This is a genomic window from Kitasatospora sp. NPDC040550, assembly GCF_055594965.1.
Map to the genome: position 1 here is coordinate 173,788 of NZ_JBVIWC010000005.1, position 15,022 is coordinate 188,809.

The window sequence follows — 15,022 nt, forward strand, 5'->3', positions numbered from 1 at the left end:
CTGGCCGAGGAGCGGCCGGGTCAGCTGCGGTCGTGGTCCCCGGTGGCGCCGTCGGTGAGTTCGCGCAGGATGTCCAGGTGCCCGGCGTGCCGGGCGGTCTCGGTGGTCATGTGGATGAGCACCCAGCGCAGCGAGACCGTCCGGCCCGACCAGGAGGTGCCGGTGGACTCCAGGTCGAGTTCCCCGATCACCTCGTCGGCGGCGGCCCGGGCGCGGGCGTAGAAGGCCAGCACCTCCGCCGTCGACTCGTGCGGCTCGATCCGCATGTCGGAGCTCTCGTCCGCGTCGAGGTCGAACGGCAGCGGCCCGGTCTCCCGGCCGAAGGTCTCCCGGAACCAGCCGAGTTCGGCGCCGGCCAGGTGCTTGACCAGGCCCAGCAGACTCGTCCCCGAGGGCGTCATCGGCCGCCGCAACTGCTCGTCGTCCAGGCCCTGGACCTTCCACACCACCGCGTCCCGGTGCCGGTCCAGGGCCGTGTGCAGGCTTTCCTTCTCGCCGCCGGTGAACGGCACGGTCTTGATCATGCGCGGGACGTTAGCAGACCCACCGGTCGGGTGCGGGCGCAGAGTTCGGGACCACCGACCGCCGCCGGTGCCTCACTGCGCCCCCGGCAGAGCGACGGACGGCGTTGACGCCCGGTGCCGACGGGGCGGAGCGTGGAGGCCGGCACGTGCCATCCCGTCCGTCCGAACGGAAGAGGAACCGCCATGCGTCGAAGAACCTCCGTCCTGGCCGTCTGCGCCCTCGCCCTGCTCCTGGGGTGCGCGGGCACCGCCGGCGCCGCCCCGGCCGCGCGCCCCGCCCCCGCCGCGCACCCCGCTGCCACTCCGGCCTTCGGGACCCAGATGCGGATCCCGCTGTACAACCCCGTCCCGGCCGGTTGGGCAGTGATCAGCCGGAACGCCGCGAACCAGGACAAGCTCATCGAGTACCTCGGCGGGGCCCCTTTCGGAGCCAGGGTCGCCCTGCTCGCCAACCAGGGCCTGCCGGCCGGCTGGGTGCTCGTCGGTGGCCTGCTCGACGGACAGACCGCGGTGGTGAGCTACCTCGGCGGCGCCCCGCACGGTACGACGGCGATGGCCTACGTGGTGATCCTGGAGCCGGGTGGCCGGATTCTCGGCTACCCCGTCCCGGCCGGCTGGCGGATCACGTCCACCGTCACCCGCAGCGACGGCACGTACCAGGTCCTGCTTCTTCCCTGAGCCGAGGCCGCGCGGCCGACCCGTCGCCGACTCCCGCTGTGCCGGAGCCCGGTCGCCGCTGTCGCGGGCGGCCGGGCCGCTGGGTCAGGTCCTGGGGACGAGGATGTTCTCGTTGGTGCGGCCGGCGGCGAAGTCGTCGACGTTGCGGGCGGTGGCGTCGATGATCTGGCCGACGGCGGTGCGGGTGAAGTAGGCCTGGTGGCTGGTGACCAGGACCTGGGGGAAGGTGACGAGGCGGGCGAGGACGTCGTCGGTGATGCCCTGGATGGAGCGGTCGGTGAAGAAGACGCCGGTCTCCTCCTCGTAGACGTCCAGGCCGACGCCGGAGAGGCGTCCGGCGCGCAGGGTCTCGACCAGGGCGGCGCTGTCGACGAGGCCGCCGCGGCTGGAGTTGACGAGGATGGCGTCGTCCTTCATCCGGGCCAGGGCGGCGGTGTCGATCAGGTGGTGGGTGGCCGGGAGCAGCGGGACGTGCAGGCTGATCAGGTCGGCGCGGGTGAGGAGTTCGGGCAACTCGGTGTAGTGCATGCCGAGTTCGCGGCAGGCCGGGTTCTCGGCGATGTCCCAGCCGAGGAGTTCGGTGCCGAAGCCGGCCGCGATCCGGGCGAAGCACTCGCCGATCTTGCCGGTGCCGATCACACCGACGGTCATGCCGTGGACGTCCCGGCCGAGCAGCCCGTCGAGGCGGAAGTCGAACTCCCGGGAGCGGCTGGCGGCGCGGACGATCCGCCGGTTGACGGCCATCGCCAGGGCCCAGGCGTGTTCGGCGACGGCGTACGGGCTGTAGTGGGAGACCCGGGCGACGGTGAGGCCGAGGTCGGCGGCGGCGTCGAGGTCGATGTTGTTGAAGCCGGTGGAGCGCTGGGCGATCAGCTGGGTGCCGCCGGCGGCCAGGACGGCCAGGGTCTCGGCGTCGAGGACGGCGTTGACGCTGCTGCTGACGGCGGGGTGGCCGGCGGCGAGCGGGGCGGTGTCGCGGTCGAGGAACAGGTTCAGGCAGCGCAGTTTGTGCCGGCCGGCGAAGGCCCGTTCCAGCAGCGGCCGTTCGTCGGCCTGCACTCCGTACGCCAGGATCTCCATGCGACGTCCTTCCGGGGAGGGCTCCTGCGGCCCACGCTAACGGGGCGGCCGCGGATGTGCCCGCCAGCCGCACGACGGCCGCACGCCAGCCGCACGACGGCCCCCGGACCGCGGGGTGCGGTCCGGGGGCCGGGGTGGCGGTCCGGGGGAGGGGCGGCGGTCAGAGGACCGTCTCGGCCTCCTGGTAGCGCTCCTGCGGGACGGTCTTGAGCTCGGCGACGGCCTCGGCCAGCGGCACCAGGTTGATGTTGGTGCCCTGGAGCGCGGTGATGTGCCCGAAGGCGCCCTTGTGGACGGCCTCGACGGCGTGCCAGCCGAAGCGGGTGGCGAGCACCCGGTCGTAGGCGGTGGGGGTGCCGCCGCGCTGGGTGTGGCCGAGGATGACCGGGCGGGCCTCCTTGCCGAGGCGGTGCTCCAGCTCGCGGGAGAGCTGGGTGGCGATGCCGGTGAAGCGCTCGTGGCCGTAGATGTCCTTGGTGCCCTCCTCCCAGTGCATGGTGCCGGGCTCGGGCTTGGCGCCCTCGGCGCAGACCACGATGGCGAACTTCTTCTGCCGGTCGAAGCGCTCGCGGACCACGGCGGTGAGCTTCTCGATGTGGAACGGGCGTTCCGGGACGACGATGGCGTGCGCGCCGGCCGCCATGCCCGCGTTCAGCGCGATCCAGCCGGTGTGCCGGCCCATGACCTCGACGACCATGACCCGCTGGTGGGACTCGGCGGTGGTCTTCAACCGGTCCAGGGCCTCGGTGGCGACCGAGACGGCGGTGTCGAAGCCGAAGGTCACGTCGGTGGCGGCGATGTCGTTGTCGATGGTCTTGGGCACGCCGACGATCGGCAGGCCCGCGTCGCTCATCAGCTTGGCGGCCTTGAGGGTGCCCTCGCCGCCGATCGGGATCACGGCGTCCAGGCCGAGGTCGGAGCAGTACTTCTTGGCCCGCTCGACGCCGTCCCGCAGGTGGCTCGGCTGCACCCGGGAGGACCCGAGGATGGTGCCGCCCTGGGCCAGGATGCCGCTCACCGAGTCGAGGGTCAGGGGGCGGTGGTGCCCTTCCAGGAAACCGCGCCAACCGTCCTCGAACCCGATGATCTCGTCGCCGTGGTCGACCACCCCCCGGTGGACCACGGAACGGATCACCGCGTTCAGGCCGGGGCAGTCACCGCCGCTGGTCAGCACTCCGATACGCATTAGCTTTGCAACTCCCGAGCAGAACCGAGGAAACGGCCGGACTACAGGCTGGGACGACGAGCCGTCACCGCGACGAGGCCTTCCCCACCGGGGTGACGGGGAGGTTGCCTCGGGGTGAAGCACCGGCCGGATCCGGACAGAGCATCCGAAAACGGCCGTGAAGTCGAGCATACGGCCCCTGGTCCGGCCGGGCAGGAGCCGACGCGGGAGCGGCGCCGTCGGCGCCCCCGCGCGGAATTGCAGCCTGCTGCCGAGGAGGGTGTGCAGCCGGCAGCCCCATTGTCGTACGACCGGGGCCGCCCGCGGGCCGGGTGACCGCATCGCGGGCACCCGGGCGGGGCGTTCGGTCGCACGACACGGGGTGCGTCGTGAGGGTGGGTACTACGTGGGCACTACGGGGGTACTACGCGGGGCGCGCCGTGGCGGCGATGCGCTCGGCGCGCAGCGCGTCGTACCAGGTGGTGTCGGCCGGCGGCAGGGCGTTGACGTCCAGGGCCAGCCTGATCAGCATGTCGGCGACGGCGGGGTTGCGGGCCAGCACCGGGCCGTGCAGGTAGGTGCCGAAGACGGTGTCCCGCCAGGCGCCCTCGGTGCCGTCGCCGGTGCCGTTGCCGCGGCCGACGGTGACGTTCGCGAACGGCTGGACGCCCTGGCCGAGGTGGGTGACGCCCTGGTGGTTCTCGAAGCCGGTCAGCTGCGGCAGGCCGAGCCGCGGGTCCACGTCGGCGAGCACGTCGCCGACGCAGCGGGCGCCCTCGCCCCGGGTGGTCCAGACGTCCAGCAGGCCGAGGCCCGGCTCGCGCTCGCCGAGGTCGTTGACGAACTCGTGGCCCATGATCTGGAAGCCGGCGCAGACGCCGAAGATGATCGCGCCGTTCTCGGCGGCCCGCACCAGGCCGCTGTCGGCGCGCAGCCGCTCGGCGGCCAGTCGCTGCGGGCGGTCCTCGCCGCCGCCGATCAGGTAGATGTCCCCGCTGGTGGGGATCGCCTGGTCGGAGCGGACGTCGATCCGGGTCACGTTGAGATGGCGCTGGCGGGCCCGGCGCTCCACGACCAGGGCGTTGCCGCGGTCGCCGTAGGTGCTGAGCAGGTCCGGGTAGACCCAGACCACGCGCAGGCTGCTCTCACTCATCCTCGAAGGCCTTCCGTCACGAAAAGACTGGTGTGCGGGCGCGGCATCAGCCGGCCACGACCTTCCGCAGCTGCTGGAAGGCGGTGTAGTTGGCGATGGCCTCGATCCGGCCGGGCGGGGCCATCCGGACGGCCTGCTCCAGGGTGTCCACGACGTGGAACTGCAGCCCGGCGACCTCCAGGCGGACGGCCAGGTCCAGCTTGCGCTGGCCCATCACGAAGATCGGGTGCCCGGCGAGGCGCTCGTAGTCGACGTCCCACAGCCAGGAGGTGTCGGTGCCGTCGGCGTCGAGGGCGTTGACCGAGAGGATCACCGGGGCCGGCGGGCCGTCGATCAGCGAGAAGGTCTCCAGCCAGCCGGCCGGGTTCTTGGCGAGCAGCAGCCGGATGTCCCGGCCCTGGTACTGCACCACGTCGTAGCGGCCGGCCACGGCGGACACCGAGCGCATCCGCTCCAGGGCGACCTGCGGGGAGACGCCGAAGACGGCGGCGACGGCGGCCGAGCTGGTGGCGTTGGCCAGGTTGGCCCGGCCGGGCAGCTGCAGCTGGATCGGCCAGGCGCCGCGCTGCGGGTCGATCACGTGGGTGCCCTGGAGCGCCCAGTGCGGGTTGGGGCGCCGGAAGCCGCAGTCCTGGCAGAACCAGTCGTCGCCGGGGCGCTGCATCACGCCGCCGCACGCGGGGCAGGACCAGGCGTCCTCCTTCCAGGCCTGTCCGGCGGCCACCCAGACCACCTTCTTGCAGGAGGAGGCGGCCCAGGTCACCAGCGGGTCGTCGGCGTTGGCGATGACCACGGCCTCGGTGTCCTGGAGGCCCTCGCGCCACTTCTCCGCCATCATGCGGGTCTCGGCGGCGCGGTCGAGCTGGTCGCGGGAGAGGTTGAGCAGGGCGATCGCCTTGGGGTGGGTGTCGCGGGCGACCGTCGCCAGGTACTTCTCGTCGACCTCGATCACGCCGAAGCGGGCCTCCGTGCCACCGGCCAGGGCGGAGGTGATGCCGGCCGGCATGTTGGCGCCCAGGGCGTTGGAGACCACCGGGCCGGCGGCGCGCAGCGCCTCGGCGATCAGGCGGGTGGTGGTGGTCTTGCCGTTGGTGGCGCTGACCAGGACGACGTCGAGGTGGTCGGCGAGGGTGGCGAGCAGGTCGGGGTCGAGCCTGAGGGCGACCTTGCCGCCGATCACCGAGCCGCTCCCGCGACCGGCCTTGCGGGACACGGCGGCGGCGACCTTGCCGGCCGTGACCGCGATCTTGGCGCGGGCCGGCAGCGAGGCGTCGCGTGCGCCTGTGGGCTCCGATTCGGTGCCTGCCATGCTCAGTGGTTCCTCCTTGCTGCGGCACCGCCTGCCGGCCGGATAACGGGCCGTCGGGCGGCGGGGACGGGGCCAGCCTACCGACTCCGTAGCCCGGCCGGACGATCCGGACCCCATGCCGCCAGCTGCGACGCCGCTGCCGGGGCTGCTGACGGCCCGTCAAGGAGGGCGGTGTACGGAGGGACCCCTGCTGCGGGGAAGGACGCCCCGTCGGCTGCCCCGGGTTCCCGGGGCAGCCGGTAAGGATGTGGTGAAGAAATGATCAGCGGCCCGGAGCGGGTGCGGAGGCGGCGGCGGGCGCGGCTCCGGCGGCCAGGGTCGCGGTGATCACCAGGGTGCCGTCCTCGCAGTGGAAGTCCAGCGGCGCCGCCAGCCGGCGCATCGCGGTGATCAGCCCGGTGTTGGCGGCCTGGGTCACCGCGTACACCGTGCCGATCCCGGCCGCCCGGGCCACCGCGGTCAGCCGGCGGAGCAGCGCCAGGCCGAGCCCGTGCCGCTGCCAGGCGTCCTCGACCAGCACGGCCAGCTCCGCCTCGTCCTCGTCCCACATCAGGTGTCCGAGGGCGAGGACCCGCCCGTCGGGGGCGGCCACCACCAGGCTGCGGCCGTGCCGGGGGTCCAGCAGGTGCTCCAGGTAGCGGTCGGCGTCGCGGACCGGCCCGTGGTACCGCAGCCGCAGCGCGGCGGGGGAGCAGCGCTCGTGCATCGCCAGGGCCGCCGCCTTGTCGGCCGGGCCGGCCGGGCGCAGCAGCAGCTCGGTCCCGTCCGGCAGGGACAGCCGGGACGTCTCCGGGGGCGGGGCGACCGGGGCGGGGTGGCCGCGGGTCGGCCGGTGCGGGCCGCCGGGGTGCGCGGGCGGCCGGGTGGTCTGGGCGTCGGGCACCGCGCACCTGCGGTTCGACCTGCGGAAGGGCCGGTGCCAGAGCCGTTCGAGGCGGGTGCGGGGTGCCGTCATGGGTCCGACGCTACCGACGGCTCGCTTCCGGCCGGTTACGTGATCGTGAACGCACGAATGCCCGACCGCGGCCGGGCCCCCGCCGGGACGGATCCGGCACAGGTCCAGACCGGTGCCTCATGCGGTCGGGACGGCGGGCGGCCGACGGTGGAGTCCGTACCCGGCGCTCCTGGTGAGCAGGGCCGCCGGGGTCCGTACGTCCACGCACCGAAGGCTCTACCATGCGCAACACCGACCTCGCCGCCGCCGCCGCCGCCACCACCGCCACCACCACCGGGGGCACCTCCGTCACCTCCGTCACCCGCCTCCCGCACGCCCGCCGGGCGCCGGTCGGCACCTCCCTCACCGGCCTGCTGGAGCGGCAGGCCCGCACCCGGCCCGCCGACCCGGCCGTCGTCGGCGAGCACGGCCGCCTCACCTTCCTGGAGCTGTCCGAACGCGCCCGTGGGCTGGCCGCGCGGCTGCGTGCGCTGGGCGCGGGCCCGGACGACTGCGTGGGCCTGTACGTCGAGCCCTCGGTGGAGCTGGTCGCCGGGGCCTGGGGCGTCCTCTACGCCGGGGCCGGCTACCTGCCGCTGTCGCCCGAGTACCCGGAGGACCGGCTCCGCTACATGATCGAGGACAGCGGCACCCGGATCGTCCTCACCCAGGAGCACCTGCGCGAGCGGCTGGCCGGGCTGCTGCCGCCCGGCACCGCGGTCCTCACCGTCGAGGAGGCGCCGGCGGCGTACGGGCAGGCGGCGGCTCACGGGCAGGCGTCGGCGGACGGGCGGTCCGAGGAGTGGGCGCGGCCGGAGTCGACGGCCTACGTGATCTACACCTCCGGGAGCACCGGCCGCCCCAAGGGCGTGCAGATCGAGCACCGGGCGGTGGTCTCCCAGCTGCGCTGGCTGCACACCGCCGGGCACCTCGATCCCGCGGTCACGGTGCTGCAGAAGACCCCGATGAGCTTCGACGCCGCCCAGTGGGAGATCCTCGCCCCGGCCGTCGGCGCCCGGGTGGTGGCCGGCACGCCCGGGCTGTACCGGGACCCGGAGGCGCTGGTCGCCGCCGTGCGCCGGTACGGCGTGACCGCCCTGCAGTGCGTGCCGACCCTTCTGCAGGCCCTGCTGGACACCGAGGGCTTCACCGACTGCACCGGCCTGACCGGCCTGTTCTCCGGCGGCGAGGCGCTCTCGCTGCGGCTGGCCCGCGACCTGGCCGCCGCCCTGCCGGGGGCCGCGCTGGTCAACCTGTACGGCCCGACCGAGTGCACCATCAACGCCACCGCCCACCTGGTCGACCCGGCCGCGCTGGGCGACGGCGCCGGCTCGGTGCCGATCGGCCGGCCGGTCGACAACACCCAGTGCTTCGTCCTGGACGAACGGCTGGCCCCGGTCGGCCTCGGGGACGTCGGCGAGCTGTACATCGGCGGCGTCCAGCTGGCCCGCGGCTACCTGCACCGGCCGGAGCTGACCGCCGAGCGGTTCGTGCCCTCCCCGTTCGCCCCGGCCGAGAAGCTCTACCGCACCGGCGACCTGGTGCACTGGAACCCGGACGGCACCCTCCAGTTCGCCGGCCGGGTCGACAACCAGGTCAAGCTGCGCGGCTACCGGGTCGAGCTGGACGAGATCGCCCGGGCGATCGAGGAGCACACCTGGGTCCGCCGCTCGGCCGCCGTGGTCACCGCCGACGGGCGCACCGGCCACCAGAACCTGGTCGCCTGCGTCGAACTGAACCCGCGCGAGGCCGCCCTGATGGACCAGGGCAGCCACGGCGGCCACCACCGGTCCAAGGCCAGCCGGCTCCAGGTCCGGGCCCAGCTCTCCGACCCCGGGGTGCGGACCCCGGCGCAGCTGGCCGGCCGGGAGAAGGTGGAACTGCCGGGCCGGCGCGAGAGCGAGACCCAGCGGCGGGCCGTCTTCGCCCGCAAGACCTACCGCTTCTACGACGGCGGCCCGGTCACCCGGGACGACCTCACCGCGCTGCTCGCCCCCCGCCCGGCCGGCCCCTTCGGCCGCGAGCTCGGCCTGCTGAGCTTCCCCGAACTCGGCCGGATCCTGCGCTGGTTCGGCCAGTTCCACAGCGAGGAGCGGCTGCTGCCCAAGTACGCCTACGCCTCGCCCGGCGCGCTCTACGCGACCCAGCTGTACCTGGAGACCGGCGGCCTGGACGGGCTGGCCGCCGGGCTGTACTACTACCACCCGGTCGAGCACACCCTGATCAGGGTCGGCGCCGCCGACGCCCGCCCGGAGCCGTACCTGACGCTGCACTTCTCCGGGAGGAACGGGGCGATCGAGCCGGTGTACAAGAACAACATCCGCGAGGTGCTGGAGTTCGAGACCGGCCACATGCTGGGCGTGCTGGAGGAGGTGCTGCCCGAGTACGGGTTGGAGGTGCGCCCGCAGGGCTTCGACCCGGCCGTCCGGCGGCGGCTGGACGTCGCCGAGGAGGACCACTACCTGGGCAGCTTCACCGTCGACCGCAACCGCGGCCTCGCCCCCGAGGAGCACACCGAGCTGTACGTCCAGGCCCACGCCGACCGGGTGGACGGCCTGCCGGCCGGCCTCCACCGCTACGCCGACGGCGAGTTGACCAGGGTCGCGGACGAGGTGGTGGAGTCCCGGCAGGTGATCGCGATCAACCAGGCCGTGTACGCCCGGGCCGCGTTCGGCATCACCGCGGTCAGCCGCGCCGCCGAGGACTGGCTGGAGTACATCGTGCTCGGCACCGAGTTGCACCGCCTCCAGCGCAACGGCCTGGGCCTGGGCCTCATGTCCTCCGGCTACAGCTCCAAGTCCGGCCACCCGCTGCCCGCTTCACGCCGGATCGACGAGATCCTCGACGCGGCGGGCATCGCCACCGGCGCGTCGTACTTCTTCCTCGGCGGGAAGGTCAGCGAGGAGCAGATCGGCAGCGAGGGCATGCACGAGGACACCGTGCACATGAAGGGCCCGGCCGAGATCATCAAGGACGAACTCGCCACCCTGCTGCCCGACTACATGCTGCCCAACCGGGTGCTGATCGTCGACGCCCTGCCGCTCACCGCGAACGGCAAGGTCGACCTCAAGGCGCTGGCCGGCTCCGAGGCCGTCCGCGCGGACGGCGCGCGCGGCGAGTTCGTCGCCCCGCGCACCGCGCGGGAACGGTGGCTGGCCGAGGCCTGGGGGCAGGCGCTCAGGTACGAGGAGGTGTCGGTGACCGACGAGTTCTTCGCCGCCGGCGGCAACTCGCTGACCGCGGTGGCGCTGGTCCACCGGATCAACCGGGAGTTCGGGACCTCGCTGCCGCTCCAGGTGGTGTTCGAGTGCCCGACGCTGGCGGACCTGGCGGCCCGGATCTCGGCCTCGGACGGCGCGCCGGCCTCCCGGCTGGTGCCGCTGCAACCGGGGGAGCAGGAGGAGCAGGGGCAGCGGCGCCGGCCGGTGTTCTGCTGGCCCGGGCTGGGCGGCTACCCGATGAACCTGCGGCTGCTCGGCCGGGAGGCGAGCGACGGCCGCGCCTTCTACGGCGTCCAGGCGCACGGCATCAACGCGGGCGAGACCCCGTACGCCACCATCCGGGAGACGGCCGCCGCCGACCTCGCCGAGCTGCGCCGGGTGCAGCCCGAGGGCCCGTACACCCTGTGGGGCTACTCCTTCGGCGCCCGGGTCGCCTTCGAGGCGGCCTGGCAGCTGGAGCAGGCCGGCGAGCGGGTGGAGCGGCTGCTGCTGATCTGCCCGGGCAACCCGGAGCTCCGGCAGGCCGACGGCCGGGAGCACGGCCGGGAGTCCTCGTACGCCGATCCGGCGTACGTGACCATCCTCTTCTCGGTGTTCGCCGGGGCGATCAGCGGGCCCGAGCTGGAGCGCTGCCTGGCCGGGACGGTCGACGAGTCCTCGTTCGTCGCCGGGGTGCACCGGATGCTGCCCGCGCTGGACGAGGAGGTGATCCGCCGGATCACCCGGATCGTCGGGGAGACCTACGAGTTCGAGTACAGCTTCCGCGAGCTGGCCGAGCGGCGGCTGGCGGCTCCGGTGACCGTCTTCAAGGCCTCGGGCGACGACTACTCCTTCATCGAGGGCAGCACCGGCTGGTCGGCCGCCCCGCCCACCGTGGTGGAGCTGGCCGGGGACCACTACGGGGTGCTCAAGGAGCACGGGGTGCTCGAACTCGCGGCCGCCATCCGGGCGGTGGAGCGGCTCACCCCGTGACACCCGGGCGCTGACGCGGACACGCTCACGGATGGCCCAGGATCCGTGACCGCGGGAGCCCCTTCGGATAGGGATGGCTCGGCTTTCCGCCGAACCCGTCTCGATCCGAAGGGGCTCCCCCATGCTCGCGAAGAACTCCGCACTGGCCGCGGCCTGTTGCGCCCTGCTGCTGGCCGTGCCGCTCGCCCTCGCCCAGACGGCGGCCGCCGCCGGCAGCAACAACAACAACACCAGCATCAACACCAGCAGCAACAACGGTCCGAAGACCCCCCAGGAGGCGGCCGCCTGCAAGAGCGTCACCGGTGCGCTGCTCGGCGGCTTCGGCAGCATGCTGGGCAACGCGGTGTGCGTGGTCCAGCCCGACCAGGGCTGACCCCCGGCCGGAGGACCGGCGGGCGCCCGATCAGGCGCCCGCCGCCGCCACCAGCCGCTGCTCCAGCAGCTGCCACTGCGCCGCCATGTCGTGCACCAGGTAGAGCTCGCGGCTGCGGGTCCAGGCCTGGCCGGACTGCGGGTCGTACGTCCCCGGCATCGCCGTCCCGGCCGGGGCGCCCGCCGAGGCGATCCCGGCCAGCCGGGTGGTGAGCACACAGCGCTTGACGTGGTCCCGGAAGCCGACCACCCCGGCGGTGCCGATCCCGCCGGGCAGGTTCTTGCGGGTGGCGGCGACCTGGGCGGCCACGCCGTAGGTGCTCAGGTAGGTGATCGTCCCGTCCGGGGCGACCACCGGTTCGATCGAGGTGACGTCGGTCAGCCCGTGGACGGTGGTCAGGAAGTGGGCGATCTCCCACTGGGCGTACACCGGCACCTTGCGGCGGCGGTGGATCCTGGCCACGGTGTCCGCCAACTCCCGGTTCACCGGGCCCGGTTCGTAGCGCACCTTGGCCGGGTCGCCGCCGCCGGCCGGGGCGCGGTTGCCGAAGGCGTAGGCGAGCAGGAAGTCGACCTTCGCCGGCTCCACCGTCGGCGGCGCCCAGTCGAAGCAGACGTCCAGGATCCGCGGCACCTCGGCCTCGGCGGCGGCCCGGTCGCCCAGCGCACCGGTCAGTGCCTTCACCATCTGCCGCCGCAGGCCTTCCTGACCGCCCGTCCCCTCGGCCTCCGCCTGCCCGGCCCCGGCCACCACCGGCACCACCACACCCGCCGCCACCGCCGCGGCGAACCTCCGCCGATCCATGCTGCGCACCCGCTCCCTGTTCCGTCGTCCGGTCGGCCCATCCGACCGGGGCCGCGCGTCCGCCGGGCGACCCGGCGCGGAAGCCCCGGTGAACGTTGGCCGGATCCGAAGGGCGAGTGCGGGACCTTCGCGTGCTGACGTATCATCCGGCGATCTGTCGAGAGTGTTCACGGGTAGGGGGGCGGGATGGCGGATCCGGCAGTGCCTTGGTACCGGACGGTGTCCGGAAGGGTCTGGATCGCGGGGGCGGCGGCCGTCGTCCTGGGTGCCGGCCTGACCGTGGCCGCCGTCACCCGGGACGACGGTCCGACCGGGGGCGCGGGCGCCCCGACCGTGGCCGGCAGCGGTCCGACCGGGCACCGGATCGTGCTCCCGGACCGGATCGGCGAGCAGGTGCGGCTGCCGGGCGACGACTCGTCGGCGCTGCGGGCCAGTTATGAGGAACGGACGAAGGCGTTCAAGCACCGGGGCCTCACGGCCGGCAGCTACGGCCCCGCCGGGGCGCCCGGGACCACGCTGACGGTGATCGGGCTGACCGGCAGCTACCCGAACCCCGGGGCGAAGGTGGCCTTCTACTTCGACGACCTGGCGCGCTCCGACGTGTTCCGGGACGACTCGGTGCAAGGGCTGCAGGAGTACCCGGCCGGGCCGCTCGGCGGTGTGCTGCGGTGCGCGACGCTCAACTCCGCGACCGCCACCCAGAGCACCTGTGTCTGGGCGGACGGCGACACGGTGGGCATCGTCGTGGACGAGAAGGGCACGGCCCGGCCGGACGACCTGGCGAAGCGGGCCCTGGAGATCCGGACCGCCGTCGAGGTCGAGGACTGAGCGGATCCGTGCCGCTCAGGCGATCCGGGTCGGGATGTCCTCGACGGTGTGGCCGGTGGTGGTGAGCAGGGCGGTGAGGGCCGCCGGGTCCAGGGAGTGGGGGGTTTGGAGGAAGAGCTCGTCGGCCGTGGGGTGGCGGTGGAGCGAGAGCAGGACGATCCGGTGGTCGGCGAGCGTGCTGTGGGTGTGGGCGAGGGTGGTGGTGCGGACCCGCCAGACCGTCGTCGGGGGCGGGGCGTGTGGGGACCACCAGGCGTGCAGCAGGGTGACGGCGAGCAGCGCGAGGGCCGAGGTGGCGAGGACGAGCGCGCCGTCGGAGCCGTGGAGGACGACCTTGGCGATCAGGTCGGCGGCGGTGACGGAGAGGAAGGCGGCGGCGAGCTCGACGGTGTCGCGGCGCCAGCGGCGGGCACGGTGGGCGGAAGGCTGCGAGTGCTCCATGGCCTCCACCGTGCCCGACCGGTGTTTCCTGATCGCGACCCGTCCGTGACTCGGTGGTTAAGGTCGGCGCCGGTGTGTTACGGCAGCAGCGTGCGGGCGGCCGCCCGGACCTCGTCGAGCAGCAGGAGCAGGTCCTCCTCGGTGGTCGCGGCGTTGAGCAGGCAGGCGCGGAGCATCTCGTGCCCGCCGAGCCGGGCGCCGGTGACGAAGACCCGGCCGCGCCGCTGGACGGCGACCGGCAGCTCGCGGTTGAGGGCGTCGCGGGCCGCCGCGTCCAGCCCGGGCGCCCGGTGGCGGAACGCCACGATGGACGTCTGCACCTGCGCGAGCAGCTCCAACTCCTCGTCGGCCTCGACGAGTTCGCCGAGCCGGCGGGCGAGCGCGGTGCACCGGGCGATGTCCTGGGCGAGGCCGGTGCGGCCGCGGTGGGCGATGGTGGCCCAGACCTTGAGGGCGCGGAACGGGCGGGTCTGCTCGGTGCCGTACTCGGAGAACCAGCCGAGCTCCCCGGCCGCCTCGTCGCGCAGGTAGGACGGGACGAGGCTGAACGTGCCGCGCAGTTCGTCGGTGTCCCGGACCAGGGCGCAGCCGCAGTCCACCGGGACGCCGAGCCACTTGTGCGGGTCGAGGGCGAGCGAGTCGGCGCGCTCCAGGCCCGCGTAGCGGTGGGCGACGGCGGGGTCGAGTCGGCCGAAGGCGCCGTACGCGCCGTCGACGTGCAGCCACAGGCCCTGCTCCTGGCAGAGGTCGGCGATCGGGTCGAAGGCGTCCACCGCGCCGGTGCCGACGGTGCCGGCCGAGGCGACCACCAGGAAGGGCAGCAGCCCGGCGGCGCGGTCGTGTTCGACGGCGGCGCGCAGTCCGGCGGGGTCGAGCAGTCCGTCGGGGCCGGTGGCGACGGTGCGCAGGTGGCGGCTGCCGAGGCCGAGGAGCTCGGCGGCCTTGCGGACGCAGGAGTGGGTCTCGCCGGTGACGTAGCCGACCAGCGGCGGCAGCCCGGCCAGGCCCTCCTCGCGGACGTCGTGGCCGGCCCGGCGGGCGGCCCGGTTGCGGGCGGCGGCCAGGCAGACGATGGTCGCCATCGAGGTGCCGGAGGTGAGCAGTCCGCCGCCGGCCGGGTGCGGGAAGCCGACCAGTTCGGCGATCCAGCGGACCACGGCGCGCTCAAGGTGGACGTCGGCATGGTCGCCGCCGGCCGAGCTGGGGTTCATCGCGGCGGCGGCGAGGGTGGCGAGCACCCCGGCGGGGGCGGGCGCGGAGTTCACCCAGCCGAAGAAGCGCGGATTGCCGTTGCCCATGGGGTGGGGCAGGACGTCCCGGCCGATGGCCTCGACGAGCTCGGCGAGCGGGCGGCCCTCGGCGGGCAGCGGGGCGTCCAGCAGGGCGTTGCGCGCCGCGTCGTCCATGGGCTGCCAGACGGGACGGCCGGGGAGTTCGGCGAGGTAGTCGGAGACGAGGTCGGCGGTGGCGTGGGCGGCGGCGCGGAAGTCGGTCCTGGGGTGGTCCATCGGGCGTGCTCCGGCGGTGTGGGGGAGGCGCG

Annotated in this window: 13 protein-coding genes; 4 read left to right on the plus strand and 9 right to left on the minus strand. The window is 74.1% G+C overall.

The window, feature by feature from the left end; translation table 11 throughout:
• Positions 1-20: 20 nt before the first annotated feature.
• Positions 21-524, minus strand: a complete 504-nt coding sequence (locus ACZ58X_RS10385; protein ID WP_470333237.1) for a DinB family protein — start codon at positions 522-524, stop codon at positions 21-23.
• A gap of 183 nt (positions 525-707) precedes the next feature.
• On the opposite strand from ACZ58X_RS10385, the gene ACZ58X_RS10390 reads away from it, so the two are divergent.
• Positions 708-1,202, plus strand: coding sequence for a hypothetical protein (locus ACZ58X_RS10390; RefSeq protein WP_470333238.1), 495 nt, complete (start codon positions 708-710; stop codon positions 1,200-1,202).
• An 84-nt stretch (positions 1,203-1,286) separates the two neighbouring features.
• Here the strand turns inward: ACZ58X_RS10390 and ACZ58X_RS10395 are convergent, their stop codons facing one another.
• The 5 genes from ACZ58X_RS10395 to ACZ58X_RS10415 form a co-directional block, all read right to left on the minus strand.
• Positions 1,287-2,282 carry a 2-hydroxyacid dehydrogenase gene (locus ACZ58X_RS10395; protein WP_470333239.1) on the minus strand — a complete coding sequence of 332 codons (996 nt, stop codon included), beginning with the start codon at positions 2,280-2,282 and terminating at the stop codon, positions 1,287-1,289.
• Between the two features lie 160 nt (positions 2,283-2,442).
• A complete protein-coding gene (locus tag ACZ58X_RS10400; RefSeq protein ID WP_360237049.1) occupies positions 2,443-3,468 on the minus strand; it encodes a 6-phosphofructokinase in 1,026 nt (341 codons plus the stop codon).
• A gap of 403 nt (positions 3,469-3,871) precedes the next feature.
• Positions 3,872-4,600, minus strand: coding sequence for a type 1 glutamine amidotransferase (locus ACZ58X_RS10405; protein ID WP_375885976.1), 729 nt, complete (start codon positions 4,598-4,600; stop codon positions 3,872-3,874).
• A gap of 46 nt (positions 4,601-4,646) precedes the next feature.
• Positions 4,647-5,909: a MurT ligase domain-containing protein gene (locus ACZ58X_RS10410; RefSeq protein WP_360237043.1), complete on the minus strand. Its 1,263-nt coding sequence runs from the start codon at positions 5,907-5,909 to the stop codon at positions 4,647-4,649.
• A 262-nt stretch (positions 5,910-6,171) separates the two neighbouring features.
• Positions 6,172-6,864: a GNAT family N-acetyltransferase gene (locus ACZ58X_RS10415; protein WP_470333240.1), complete on the minus strand. Its 693-nt coding sequence runs from the start codon at positions 6,862-6,864 to the stop codon at positions 6,172-6,174.
• Between the two features lie 221 nt (positions 6,865-7,085).
• Here ACZ58X_RS10415 and ACZ58X_RS10420 point away from each other — a divergent pair, with 221 nt between their 5' ends.
• Positions 7,086-11,036: a non-ribosomal peptide synthetase family protein gene (locus tag ACZ58X_RS10420; RefSeq protein WP_470333241.1), complete on the plus strand. Its 3,951-nt coding sequence runs from the start codon at positions 7,086-7,088 to the stop codon at positions 11,034-11,036.
• 121 nt (positions 11,037-11,157) lie between these two features.
• Positions 11,158-11,409, plus strand: a complete 252-nt coding sequence (locus ACZ58X_RS10425) for a hypothetical protein (RefSeq protein WP_470333242.1) — start codon at positions 11,158-11,160, stop codon at positions 11,407-11,409.
• A 30-nt stretch (positions 11,410-11,439) separates the two neighbouring features.
• Here ACZ58X_RS10425 and ACZ58X_RS10430 read toward each other — a convergent pair whose 3' ends face one another.
• A complete protein-coding gene (locus tag ACZ58X_RS10430) occupies positions 11,440-12,213 on the minus strand; it encodes a hypothetical protein (RefSeq protein WP_470333243.1) in 774 nt (257 codons plus the stop codon).
• A gap of 219 nt (positions 12,214-12,432) precedes the next feature.
• Here ACZ58X_RS10430 and ACZ58X_RS10435 point away from each other — a divergent pair, with 219 nt between their 5' ends.
• Positions 12,433-13,041 carry a hypothetical protein gene (locus ACZ58X_RS10435; RefSeq protein ID WP_470333244.1) on the plus strand — a complete coding sequence of 203 codons (609 nt, stop codon included), beginning with the start codon at positions 12,433-12,435 and terminating at the stop codon, positions 13,039-13,041.
• A 15-nt stretch (positions 13,042-13,056) separates the two neighbouring features.
• On the opposite strand, the gene ACZ58X_RS10440 is transcribed toward ACZ58X_RS10435, so the two are convergent.
• A complete protein-coding gene (locus tag ACZ58X_RS10440) occupies positions 13,057-13,482 on the minus strand; it encodes a hypothetical protein (RefSeq protein ID WP_470333245.1) in 426 nt (141 codons plus the stop codon).
• A gap of 77 nt (positions 13,483-13,559) precedes the next feature.
• Positions 13,560-14,990: a pyridoxal phosphate-dependent decarboxylase family protein gene (locus ACZ58X_RS10445; RefSeq protein ID WP_470333246.1), complete on the minus strand. Its 1,431-nt coding sequence runs from the start codon at positions 14,988-14,990 to the stop codon at positions 13,560-13,562.
• Positions 14,991-15,022: the final 32 nt, after the last annotated feature.

Coding starts and splice junctions, on each gene's coding strand:
- ACZ58X_RS10385 (WP_470333237.1), bottom strand. CDS start 524: ATGATCAAGACCGTGCCGTTCACCGGCGGCGAGAAGGAAAGCCTGCAC.
- ACZ58X_RS10390 (WP_470333238.1), top strand. CDS start 708: ATGCGTCGAAGAACCTCCGTCCTGGCCGTCTGCGCCCTCGCCCTGCTC.
- ACZ58X_RS10395 (WP_470333239.1), bottom strand. CDS start 2,282: ATGGAGATCCTGGCGTACGGAGTGCAGGCCGACGAACGGCCGCTGCTG.
- ACZ58X_RS10400 (WP_360237049.1), bottom strand. CDS start 3,468: ATGCGTATCGGAGTGCTGACCAGCGGCGGTGACTGCCCCGGCCTGAAC.
- ACZ58X_RS10405 (WP_375885976.1), bottom strand. CDS start 4,600: ATGAGTGAGAGCAGCCTGCGCGTGGTCTGGGTCTACCCGGACCTGCTC.
- ACZ58X_RS10410 (WP_360237043.1), bottom strand. CDS start 5,909: ATGGCAGGCACCGAATCGGAGCCCACAGGCGCACGCGACGCCTCGCTG.
- ACZ58X_RS10415 (WP_470333240.1), bottom strand. CDS start 6,864: ATGACGGCACCCCGCACCCGCCTCGAACGGCTCTGGCACCGGCCCTTC.
- ACZ58X_RS10420 (WP_470333241.1), top strand. CDS start 7,086: ATGCGCAACACCGACCTCGCCGCCGCCGCCGCCGCCACCACCGCCACC.
- ACZ58X_RS10425 (WP_470333242.1), top strand. CDS start 11,158: ATGCTCGCGAAGAACTCCGCACTGGCCGCGGCCTGTTGCGCCCTGCTG.
- ACZ58X_RS10430 (WP_470333243.1), bottom strand. CDS start 12,213: ATGGATCGGCGGAGGTTCGCCGCGGCGGTGGCGGCGGGTGTGGTGGTG.
- ACZ58X_RS10440 (WP_470333245.1), bottom strand. CDS start 13,482: ATGGAGCACTCGCAGCCTTCCGCCCACCGTGCCCGCCGCTGGCGCCGC.
- ACZ58X_RS10445 (WP_470333246.1), bottom strand. CDS start 14,990: ATGGACCACCCCAGGACCGACTTCCGCGCCGCCGCCCACGCCACCGCC.